This is a genomic window from Paraburkholderia bengalensis (assembly GCF_037126505.1).
GTDB lineage: Bacteria > Pseudomonadota > Gammaproteobacteria > Burkholderiales > Burkholderiaceae > Paraburkholderia > Paraburkholderia bengalensis.
This window is the reverse complement of the sequence record NZ_JACFYJ010000168.1, coordinates 1-9,604: the sequence shown is the minus strand read 5'-3', so window position 1 is coordinate 9,604 and position 9,604 is coordinate 1. Positions and strand designations below refer to the sequence as shown.

The window sequence follows — 9,604 nt, the reverse complement described above, 5'->3', positions numbered from 1 at the left end:
CGCGGATGCCCTCGTCATCGTCACCGAATGGAAGGAATTCAAGAGCCCGGACTTCGCGCGCCTGAAGGCCGAGCTGAAAGCGCCGCTGATTTTCGACGGCCGCAATCTGTATGAGCCGGAGGCGATGTCGGAACTCGGCATCGACTATTACTCGATTGGACGGCGAAGCATTGAAAGTCACGGATCAAAGCGATACGCCGATGGGCAACCCGTTTAATCGATTGAAGCGTTAGTTCGATGACCTCCTTTTACCGCGATCAGATCGAGTTGAGAAAAGAGTCTTGGCCATGTTTTCGAACGTATTGATCGTATGTCACGCAAATATCTGTCGTTCGCCTGCGGCAGAAGTGATCTTCAAGTCGTTGCATCCGAGAATTTCCTGCAAACCAGTGAGCTATCACTCGGCGGGCGTTCGCGCGTTCGAAGGAATGGGGATGGATGCTGTTATGAAAAACCTGCTGGTGGAACGGGGGCTGCCGGTTGCGCCACACCGTTCGAGACGCTTGAACATCAGCATGGTGCGGGAGGCGGATCTCATACTTGTTGCCGCGCGAAATCAGATCGGCCAGGTGGAAGCCCTCGATCGCACGGCTCGGGGCAAGGTGTTTACGTTGGGTAATTGGGAAGAGATCGACGTTGTCGATCCTCATGGTAAGTCGGAGTCGTCATATCGCGCGTCCTTGATTCTGATTGAGCGATTGGCGGCGGGCTGGATTGAACGTATATGTTGAGGCAATACTTTGTGAGTCTTGTCATCGTGCCGCTTCTTTCGGCGTGCATGACTGCACCGGGCAACTATCTCGATACGTCCCGGCTCAAAGAGCAGTCCTCTGTCGAGACTGCGGAAATATATCCAGTAAGACCGATCGATGCCGAGCTGATTGTTGAGCAAACGCGGTCCCGCGCAGAAGCCGAACGAGTACAGCAGGCCACGGCCGATCAGCTTGCGAGTTCTGGGCGCTATGTGTATCACGTTCAGCCACAAGACATTCTGGGAGTCACGATATGGGACCACCCAGAATTGACCACGCCGACAGTCACCTCCTTCTCGTCTGGCGGTAACACGACTCAAACGCTCGCCGCAACGTTGCAGCAGCCGTACACCACGGCGTTACCTGGGCAGGCAGATCCATACGGTCAGACCGTCGCAGCCGATGGCACCATTTTCATTCCGTTTTCCGGGCGCCTGCAGGTTGCCGGCAAGACAGTTGGTCAGATTCGCGATCAGGTGGCGATCAGTCTTGTTCGGTTTGTCAAGAACCCACAAGTTGACGTTCGTGTGCTTTCGTTTCGCAGTCAAAAAGTGCAGGTAACGGGGCAGGTGAAGGCGCCCGGGCCTTTGGCTGTCAGCGATGTACCACTTACCTTGGTCGATGCAATCACGCGTTCGGGAGGGAGTACGAGCGATGCCGACCTTCAACGGATTCGTCTCGTTCGCAAGAAGCAGTTATACGTGCTCGACGCAAATCGGATGCTGGATCGAGGTGATATGTCGCAGGATGTCCTTTTGCAGTCGGGCGATGTCATTAACGTACCGGACCGCGCTGACAGCCGCGTCTTTGTAATGGGGGAGGTAAAGACGCCAGCACCTCTTTCGATGTACCGGGGGAGTCTGACAATTGCGGACGCCCTTACGCAGGCGGGAGGAATTCTCGATTCCGACGCAAATCCTCGTCAGATATACGTATTGCGAGGTGTGAAGGAAAAGCCGGCGACACCTGACGTATTTCATCTTGACATGACTCAACCCAACTCGATCATGTTGTCGACGCAGTTCCAGCTCCAGCCGATGGACGTTGTATATGTTGGAACAGCGGCGTCCGCAACATTCAATCGTGTCTTGCAGCAAGTGTTACCGACATTGCAAACGCTCTTCTACTTGAAGCAGCTAACGCACTAGGGGCTATTCGGGGATCTGGACCACCTTAAGGTGCCAAGCAGTCGCTTTCGAGCAATAGGCGCATGGTCCTTGTTCCCATCCTATCGCAATTATGTAGAAGAAGCCGTGAGTACTGAAGTGAAAAATAATGGGATTATGAATCCGGATACGCGACGTGATCCGGAGGAGGAGTTCGTCCTCGGCGAGTTGTTGCGCGTCATCGCGGAAGATGTCTGGTGGCTCGTCGGTGCGGCACTGGTGGGAGTGGCTGTCGGTGGCCTCTATTGTGCTTTTGCGAAACCGGTATATGTCGCAAACACATTGATAAAGATAGAACAGGTAAACGATGCCGCTTCGGCACTGATGCAGTTAAGCAGTGTCACAAGCTCGATGACACCTCTCCCAGCCGATGCGGAAATCACGATCATGCAGAGTCGCGACGTGATGGGAGAAGTTGTCAAAAAGTTCAAGTTCGATATTTCTGTTGAACCGAAAGAATTCCCCGTCTTGGGGCGATTGGCGCTGAGGTTGGCGACGCCAGGGCGGCCTGCCGATCCATGGTTCGGTCTAACTTCGTATGCATGGGGGGGGGGAAGTTGCAGACCTAAGAAGCGTCGAAGTGCCGCGCGCGCTCGAAGGGGAAAGACTCATACTGACCAGCCGTCCCGATGGCCGATACGATCTGCAGGATCCGGACGGGAAACTACTCGTACACGGAACTGTGGGACAGGCGTCAAGCGGGAACGGCGTCACGCTTTTCGTCAATCAACTTATCGCTCGTCCGGGAACGCAATTTTCCGTCGTACGGGTAAACGATGTTGACGCCGTTATCAGCCTTCAGAAATTTATCACGGTGCAGGAGCAGGGAAAGTTAACGGGCCTCGTCGACGTATCAATGGAAAGCGACGATCCGGAATTTGCGGCCGAAGTGACCAACGATCTGGCCCAAACGTATCTCCGACGCCATGTTCTGAGTAAGCAGGTCAACGCTCAGAACATGTTGTCTTTCCTGAAAACCGAGGAGCCACGCCTGAAAGGGGAGCTTGATAAGGCCGAGATTGCGCTGGCGCAATATCAACGGCAATCAGGATCGATCACTGCAGGCGAGGAAGCCAAAGTATATCTCGCCGGGAGTGTGCAGTACGAAGAGCAGGTGTCGGCAATGCGTCTGCAACTCGCAGCGCTTCAGGAGCGATTTGGAGACGATCATCCGCTAATTAAAGCGACTCTTCATCAGGTTGATCAGCTAAAAGCACAGCACGACCGCTATGAAGGTCGGTTCCGAAATTTACCAGAGGCGGAAGTACGTGCTGTGCAATTACAGCGTGACGCCAAGGTCGCTGCCGAGATTTACGAGTTGGTTCTGACACGGGAGCAAGAACTCTCTATTCAGAAGGCGGGCACCGGCGGAAATGCACAAATAGTTGATATGGCGCTTCGGCCTGGCACGCCGGTCAAACCAAAGAAACTGTTGATCATGTCCGCAACTGTAATGCTGGGTCTCATTCTTGGGGTGACCGTGATCCTCGCGCGGAGAAGACTGTTCGAGGGAATCGAAGATCCAGAGGCCGTCGAGCGCATGTTCCAACTGCCCATTTGCGGAATGGTGCCGTTAAGCGAGCAACACATGCAGATCGGTGGTCGTTACGTGACCGGAAAGGCGTCGCCGCATTCGGTGTTGGCGCATGCAAGTCCAGCGGACCCTTGTGTAGAGAGTCTTCGAAGTTTGCGTACGTCGATGCAATTCACGATGCTTGATGCCCGTAATCGGATTGTCATGCTGACGGGGCCTGTTGCCGGCGTTGGTAAGAGTTTCCTAGCGGTGAATCTGGCTGTTCTGCTCGCGAACTCAGGCAAAGATGTTTTGCTCATCGACGCGGATATGCGTAAGGGCGCGCTTGAGCGATACATGGGTTGTGCGGTTGACGGCGGTCTTGCGGAACTTCTGGCCGGCAGCATTTCGGTTGAGGAAGCGATCAGGGAGACGCGCTTTGACGGGCTTGATTTCATTTCGTGTGGCCAGCGGCCCTCGAACCCCGCGGAGCTACTGATGTCATCTCGTTTCGCCAATTGTCTTCATGAACTGGAATCGCTGTACGACGTGATTCTTATCGATACACCGCCTGTGCTCGCAGTCACAGATGCATCGCTCGTCGGTGAGCATGCCGGGACGAGTTTCCTTGTCCTGCGGTCGGGCATGCACCGTCCGGTTGAGATCGCCGATGCTATTAAGCGGCTCAAGGTGGCTGGAATTGATTTGAAAGGGGGGATTTTCAATTGTATGGCGTCCTCCGGGCGACACGGCTACGGTGCTGTACATCGCTACCTGACTACGGACACCTCAACTGTTTGACGGAAGAAAATAATGAAACTAACGGTGCTGGTTCCGACTTATCGCCGGGAGAAGGATCTGGTGCGGTGTCTCCAAGCGTTGAGAACGCAGGAGCGCCAATGCGATGAAGTTGTGGTCGTGGCGCGGTCGGATGACGAGGCTACTTTGACGTGTTTGAAGAATCCGGAAGTCGTAGAAGGGCTTCCGCTTACCGTCGCGCTGAGTCAGGTGCCCGGTGTGGTTGCAGCATTGAACTGTGGCTTGGATGCTGCTACGGGTGATGTCATTGCGATCACTGATGACGACGCGGCGCCACGCCCGGACTGGGTGGGGCGCATAGCCACTGCCTTTAGTGCAGACCCGAGAATGGGTGGGCTCGGTGGGCGGGACTGGGTGCATCTGAAGAACAACGTGCTGTTGGGCGAATGTCCCACTGTCGGGAAGATTGCGCTCAGCGGCAAACTCATTGGTAATCACCATCTGGGCGCGGGAGAACCGCGCGAAGTTGATGTGCTCAAAGGAGTCAATATGAGCTACCGTCGCGACGCGATTCGCAATATCCGTTTTGATACACGGTTGCGCGGGTCGGGAGCGCAGGTTCATAACGATATGGCATTCAGCATGAGCGTGAAGAATGCTGGCTGGAAGCTGATCTACGATCCAAAGGTAGCGGTTGACCACTTTCCTGCCGAACGATTTGATGAAGATCGTCGAGACGCGCCGAGCATGGCAGCTGTGTGCAACGCTGCATTTAACTTGCATCTGACACTGAGAGACCACTTGCCTCCGTTGCGTTGCGCTGTCGCGTGGTGGTGGTATGCGCTCATCGGCACGCGCGTCTATCCCGGTATGGTGCTTTTACTGCGCGCTTTGCTCTCCAATGAACGGCAAGCGGATGTCGCGCGTTGGCGGGCAGTCCGCGTTGGCGGACGTGAGGCGCGCCGCGTGCACTCACGGAGAAATGGCGGTCCGATTACGAGTTCGCACGCATGACCACGAAGGTTCACGTGCATCTTTTTTACGGTGGCGATCCGCGCTGCTATCGCCACGGCGAGAACATCGGCTGCCTATATGGCTATCACCATGCCGAATCCGACGATCTCCAGTTGAGTTATTCGCAGGACACGAAGGAGAGCGTGCCAGTGCGCCTCGCGCGTCGTGCGCTGAAGGTGCTGCTGGGTTTCGACCTGATTCACACACTGCGCAATCGCGACGAGATGCTGCGCTCGGATGTGATTTGGACGCACACCGAACAGGAATGGCTATCGGTCGCGCTGATGTTGTTGATAGAAGGAAAACGGGAAACCCAACCACTGTTGGTTGCGCAAAGCGTGTGGCTGTTGGATAAGTGGCCGAACTATGGGCCGCTGCGTCGCTGGTTCTATCGGAAGCTGATTGCGCGTGCCGATCTCTTGACGACGCTCGCGCGTGATAACGCCGAATTGTGCCGTGAGTATTTCGACCGGGACGCGACGCAGCTTTCCTACGGGCTGAACACGCGCGACTTTCCGGTGCAGCAGTCGAAGGCGTGGCAGCCGAACACGCCGTTGCGCATCGCCGCCATCGGCAATGATCGCGACCGCGACTGGGAGACGCTCATCAAAGCCGTCGGCAACGATCCGCGCTTCGCAGTGCGGCTCGCGACGCGCCGGCGCATTCCGCGTGCGCTGCGCTCAGTGAACGTGCAGGTCGCGCCTGCAGCGGGCCTCAAAAAGCAGCGCGAACTGTACGACTGGGCCGACGTGGTCGTCGTGCCGCTGCGTCCTAATACACATGCGTCCGGTATCACGGTGATGCTGGAAGCAGCCGCCGTGGGCAAACCGATGGTCGTGACGAACGTAGGCGGGTTGGACGATTACTTTTCGGCGAGCGCGGCCGCATTCGTGCCGCCGTTTGACGTAGCCGCGCTGCGAGAGGCGTTGCTCCGCCTCATCGCGTCGCCGGACGAGGCGCTGCAGCAGGCGCAGGTGGCGGCGATGCAACTCGTGTCGCGCGATCACACAACGCAGCACTATGCGCAGCAGCACGTCAAGATCACACGCGATCTGCTGCGCCGGCAAACGCGGCACCGGCATCCCGCGCAGAACGTGAACGGCAGCGGAACCGCACGCGTGCGGTCGCAGAACAGGGAAGGAATGTAAGCGATGTCGTCGATTGCACGCGCCGGAATCGACAGCACCGTACGCATCGTCAAGAGCGACAGGCGTCAGACGAACGAGTGGCTGCCGCCTGCGTTGTTGTGGCTCGTTACGGCCATCTTGATCGTCGCGCATCAAGGCGCAGTACTCACGCTCGCCTTCCCGGTGCTTTCGATCGCGGTCGGTTTTTGGCTGTATTTCGCGAGCCCTGTTCGATATGTCGGATATGTTTGGTGGCTTTGGTTTTTGAGTCCAGAAGTGCGACGTCTCGCGGATTGGTCTATAGGTATGTACACGCCAACGAGCTTGATCCAGGTTGCGCCCCTCGCCGTGACGATAATCAGCGGGTTGTCGCTAATCCGTTTCTACCACTTGCTGGCGCAGCGGCGTGGTTTGCCCGTTCTGCTGGTATTGGCGGGGCTCGGATATGCATTCGTGATTGGCGTCGTCTCCAGCGGTCCGATGGCGGCCTTGTACGACTTTGCGAATTGGGTCTATCCGATCCTGATCGGCTTTCACATCATGGCGTACTCACGCCAGTATCCGCATTTCCGCGGGACCATCATCAATACCTTCATCTGGGGCATGCTGCTGATGGGCGGCTACGGTTTTGTGCAGTTTTGCGTCATGCCTCCTTGGGACGTTCTTTGGATGGCAAATTCCCAGATGAATTCACTCGGCGATTCGGTTCCATTTGGTGTGCGTGTGTTTAGCACGATGAATTCTTCTGGTCCTTTTGCGTTTGTGATGATGGGGGCGCTGGCTTATGTGATAGAGGCAAGCTCTCGCATTCGGTGGGTAGCGGGAACATTAGGTTTCCTGTCATTCTGTTTGAGTCTAGTTCGTTCGGCTTGGGGAGGATGGGTGATCGCGATCCTTATCCAGCTCGTACTGTCGAATAACAAGCTCAGAGTACGTATTGCTTCAACTTTCCTAGTTTTGTCATTTGTGCTGCTACCGCTGATGATGATCGGCTCGACTGCTGATCGGATGGAGATTCGACTGCAGACGCTCATTAATTTGAGCGACGATCAGAGCTACGCCGCGCGGAACGACTTTTATACAAGTTTCGCACGTACCGCGTTCACCGACCTGACGGGTGAAGGACTGGGTGCGACGGGCACATCGACAAAGCTCTCGAACGACCGTGGCCATCTTGGCCAGTATGGAAACTTCGACAGCGGTCTGATGAACATCCCATTCGTCCTTGGTTGGCCGGGAACATTGCTTTACATATCCGGCTTGATTTGGCTATTGACGGGAGCGGCATTCAAATCCAGGCGTCTTCCCGGCGATCGATTCGTTTCGGCAAACATATCTATAGCAGTGGCTCTTGTTGGAATGCTCTTGTTCACGAACTCGGTGGTGGGAACGAGTGGCCTTATGTTTTATGGGAGCATATTTTTGATCCTTGCGGCAGAGCCCATGAAAAGGCAATACCACCGAACGAATTCCGCCACTCGAGGTCGACGTTGAGAGTCGCCATTGTTACGCACACTGTGCGTCATAATGACGGACAGGGCCGCGTCAATTACGAAATCGCGCGCGCGGCGCTCGACGAGAACATTGAGATCACCCTGGTCGCCTCGCATGTCGCGCCCGAACTGCTCGAGCATCCGCTGGTGCGCTGGGTTCCTGTGACAATCGGCCGCTTTTGGCCGACTAACCTGCTGCGCCAGCAGGTGTTCGCGTTGAAGAGCGCGTGGTGGTTGCGCAAGCATCGCGCCTTATATGACGTGCTGCACGTCAACGGCTTCATTACGTGGATGCCGGCTGACGTGAACACCGCTCATTTCGTTCATAGCGGGTGGTTCAACAGCAAGTACTACCCCTTCAGTTTGAGCAAAGGGTTGTGGTCTGGCTATCAGTTCGTCTACACGGGTGTGAATGCCATGCTGGAGCGGTGGGCGTACCGGCGTTCGCGCGTGATCGCGGCGGTGTCGCAGAAGGTCGCGACCGAGATTGCCGCGATCGGCCTCACGCCACGCAACCGGCTCGATGTGATTTACAACGGTGTCGATACGCAGGGTTATGCCGCTGCGCGGGGCGACCGCACGCGCTTCAAGTTGCCTGAAGACAAGTTCCTGCTTTTGTTCGTCGGTGATCTGCGCACGCCGCGTAAGAATCTCGGCGCGGTGCTAAATGCGATGACGCATCTGCCCGAACAAGTGCATATCGTAGTGGCCGGTTACCTGCCGGGAAGTCCGTATCCGGAAGAAGCGAAAGCACTCGGCATCGTCGATCGCGTGCACTTTTTAGGTCTCGTCGCGGAGATGCCCGTGCTGATGCACTCCGTCGATGTCTTTGTGTTTCCATCGTTTTACGAACCGATGGGTTTGATTCTCCTTGAGGCTATGTCGGCGGGCCTGCCTGTCGTCACGGTGCGCACAGCGGGTGGGACGGAAATTATCGAATCCGAATGCGGAATCGTGCTCGACGATCCCAACGATGCGCGTGCACTTGCGGAATCCGTCACTTATTTGATTTCCAACAATGCCAAGAGACGTGCAATGAGTAATGCGGCGGTCAGGGCCGCGATGAATTTTGACTGGGAGCGTATGGCGCAACGGTATATCGCGCTATATCGAAATTTGGCTGATTTTCATGGCGAGTTGAAGCCAGCTTCGTCGATGGTCAATTGCCAAAGGAGTTCAATCGGATCTGATACGACTGGCGAGCCTCGGATTTCGCAATGAATATTGTGTTTCTCGGATTTGGTTGCTCATGAGTAACAACATGGTCATTTCTTCTCCGATCGCGTCGCTGCAAATCGGCATGCACTGGTTTCCGGAACGCGCGGGCGGTCTCGACCGCATGTATTACTCACTGATCGGCGCGTTGCCGGGCGCGGGCGTCCAAGTGCGCGGCGTCGTCGCGGGCTCGGAGCGCGTTGCGCAGGACACCAACGGCGCCATCAGCGGTTTCGGTTCCGCCGCGCAGTCGCTGCCGCTGCGCCTGATGGCCGCGCGCCGCGCGTTGCGCCGGGAGATTCGCGAGCAGCGCCCCGACGTGATCTCGTCGCATTTTGCGCTCTACACGTTGCCGGGCCTGGACGTCACGCGCGGCATTCCGCAGGTGTCCCATTTTCATGGACCGTGGGCCGACGAAAGTCATGTCGAAGGCGCGGACTCCCTTTGTCAGCGCGCCAAGCGCTACCTGGAGCAGACGGTGTATGCGCGTTCTTCGCGGCTGATCGTGCTGTCCGATGCGTTCGGCCGGATTCTCTCGTCGCGTTACGGCATCCCGGCCGAGCGC

Annotated in this window: 8 protein-coding genes and 1 pseudogene; all 9 read left to right on the top strand. The window is 56.6% G+C overall.

Annotated elements, in window-relative coordinates; all coding sequences use genetic code 11:
- A partial coding sequence (locus H3V53_RS41365) for a UDP binding domain-containing protein (RefSeq protein WP_336602766.1) occupies nucleotides 1–217 on the top strand: 217 nt, incomplete at its 5' end.
- 70 nt (nucleotides 218–287) lie between these two features.
- Nucleotides 288–731: an arsenate reductase/protein-tyrosine-phosphatase family protein gene (locus tag H3V53_RS41360; RefSeq protein ID WP_054920953.1), complete on the top strand. Its 444-nt coding sequence runs from the start codon at nucleotides 288–290 to the stop codon at nucleotides 729–731.
- Nucleotides 732–778: 47 nt separating this feature from the next.
- On the top strand, nucleotides 779–1,900 hold the full coding sequence (locus H3V53_RS41355) for a polysaccharide biosynthesis/export family protein (protein ID WP_419539742.1): 1,122 nt from the start codon (nucleotides 779–781) through the stop codon (nucleotides 1,898–1,900).
- 135 nt (nucleotides 1,901–2,035) lie between these two features.
- Nucleotides 2,036–4,232, top strand: a pseudogene (locus H3V53_RS41350) (polysaccharide biosynthesis tyrosine autokinase).
- Nucleotides 4,233–4,244: 12 nt separating this feature from the next.
- Nucleotides 4,245–5,204: a glycosyltransferase family 2 protein gene (locus H3V53_RS41345; protein WP_336602764.1), complete on the top strand. Its 960-nt coding sequence runs from the start codon at nucleotides 4,245–4,247 to the stop codon at nucleotides 5,202–5,204.
- Complete coding sequence (locus tag H3V53_RS41340; RefSeq protein WP_054920957.1) at nucleotides 5,201–6,352, top strand: glycosyltransferase; 1,152 nt, start codon at nucleotides 5,201–5,203, stop codon at nucleotides 6,350–6,352. Before H3V53_RS41345 ends, H3V53_RS41340 begins: the two co-directional genes overlap by 4 nt.
- 3 nt (nucleotides 6,353–6,355) lie before the next feature.
- Nucleotides 6,356–7,825, top strand: coding sequence for a glucose-6-phosphate isomerase (locus H3V53_RS41335; protein ID WP_336602763.1), 1,470 nt, complete (start codon nucleotides 6,356–6,358; stop codon nucleotides 7,823–7,825).
- Complete coding sequence (locus H3V53_RS41330; protein WP_336602762.1) at nucleotides 7,822–9,045, top strand: glycosyltransferase family 4 protein; 1,224 nt, start codon at nucleotides 7,822–7,824, stop codon at nucleotides 9,043–9,045. Before H3V53_RS41335 ends, H3V53_RS41330 begins: the two co-directional genes overlap by 4 nt.
- Nucleotides 9,046–9,085: 40 nt before the next feature.
- Nucleotides 9,086–9,604 (top strand): glycosyltransferase family 4 protein (locus H3V53_RS41325; RefSeq protein WP_336602761.1); only part of this gene is annotated, 519 nt, incomplete at its 3' end.

Coding starts and splice junctions, on each gene's coding strand:
- H3V53_RS41340 (WP_054920957.1), top strand. CDS start 5,201: ATGACCACGAAGGTTCACGTGCATCTTTTTTACGGTGGCGATCCGCGC.
- H3V53_RS41345 (WP_336602764.1), top strand. CDS start 4,245: ATGAAACTAACGGTGCTGGTTCCGACTTATCGCCGGGAGAAGGATCTG.
- H3V53_RS41335 (WP_336602763.1), top strand. CDS start 6,356: ATGTCGTCGATTGCACGCGCCGGAATCGACAGCACCGTACGCATCGTC.
- H3V53_RS41355 (WP_419539742.1), top strand. CDS start 779: ATGACTGCACCGGGCAACTATCTCGATACGTCCCGGCTCAAAGAGCAG.
- H3V53_RS41360 (WP_054920953.1), top strand. CDS start 288: ATGTTTTCGAACGTATTGATCGTATGTCACGCAAATATCTGTCGTTCG.